The organism is Nguyenibacter vanlangensis, assembly GCF_013376155.1.
GTDB classification, from domain to species: Bacteria; Pseudomonadota; Alphaproteobacteria; order Acetobacterales; family Acetobacteraceae; genus Gluconacetobacter; species Gluconacetobacter vanlangensis.
This window is the reverse complement of sequence record NZ_JABXXP010000773.1, coordinates 1-1,268: the sequence shown is the minus strand read 5'-3', so window position 1 is coordinate 1,268 and position 1,268 is coordinate 1. Positions and strand designations below refer to the sequence as shown.

Below are 1,268 nucleotides of genomic sequence, written 5' to 3'. Positions count from 1 at the left end.
GGCGGCCGCTGCCCGCCCTGGGGTTCCTGCGCGGCCAGTTCATCTGACGGGCGCAGGCGCGGCGCCGTGGCAAGACGCCGGGCGTGGATTGCATTTCCGGCGGCGTCTTCGCACATTCCCTGCGATCGACGGACCATGGGTGGATGATGACGATAACGAACGGACGCGACCTGACTCCGGTGCTGGATCGGGTGGACCGCACGCTGGAGGCCAGTCTGGAGCGGCTGTTCGCTTTCCTGCGCATTCCCAGTATCTCGGCCCAGCCCGCCCATGCCGGCGATTGCCGCCGCGCGGCGGAATGGCTGTGCGCCGAACTGGCCGGGATCGGGCTCGACGCCTCGGTGCGGGAAACGCCGGGCCATCCGATGGTGGTGGCGCATGACCGCGGCGCGGCCGAAGGGCCGCATGTGCTGTTCTACGGCCATTACGACGTGCAGCCGGTCGATCCGCTGGATTTGTGGCACTCGGCGCCGTTCGAGCCGCAACTGGTGCGCGACGGCGACGGCGAGCGGATCGTGGCGCGCGGGGCATCGGACGACAAGGGCCAGGTGATGACCTTCGTCGAGGCCCTGCGCGCCCTGCGGGCCGAATTCGGGACCCTGCCGTTGCGCGTCTCAATGGTGATCGAGGGCGAGGAAGAGAGCGGCGGCGCCAACCTGCTGCCCTTCCTGCAGGCCAATCGGGACGAATTGCACGCCGACGTCGCCCTGATCTGCGACACCGGCATGCTGGAAGGCGGCGTGCCGGCGATCACCACCGCCCTGCGCGGCATGGTGGGGGAGGAAGTGGTGATCCGCGGCGCCGACCGCGACCTGCATTCGGGCATTTACGGCAACGCCGCGCGCAACCCGCTGGAGGTGCTGTGCCGCATCCTGGGCGCGGTGCGCGACCCGGCGACGGGGCGGGTGCTGCTGCAGGGCTTCTATGACGGGGTCCAGGACCCGCCGGAGGCCGTGCGGGCGCAGTGGCGCGCCATCGCGCCGTCCGATGCCGGTTTCCTGGGGCCGGTCGGCCTGTCCGTGCCGGCGGGCGAGCAGGGCTATTCGGCGGTCGAGCAGACCTGGTGCCGGCCGACCTTCGAGATCAACGGCATCAGCGGCGGCTATGCGGGGGACGGGTTCAAGACCGTGCTGCCGGCCGAGGCGTCGGCCAAAATCTCGTTCCGCCTGGTCTCGGGCCAGGACCCGGCGCGCATCCGCGACGCGTTCCGCGCCCATGTGCGGGCGATGCTGCCGGCCGATTGCACGGTCCGGTTCACGCCGCATGGC

General features: G+C 71.0%; 1 protein-coding gene. It reads left to right on the top strand.

The window, feature by feature from the left end:
* Positions 1–146: 146 nt before the first annotated feature.
* On the top strand, positions 147–1,268 hold a 1,122-nt coding region (locus HUK84_RS18895), incomplete at its 3' end, for a M20/M25/M40 family metallo-hydrolase (RefSeq protein ID WP_176641598.1).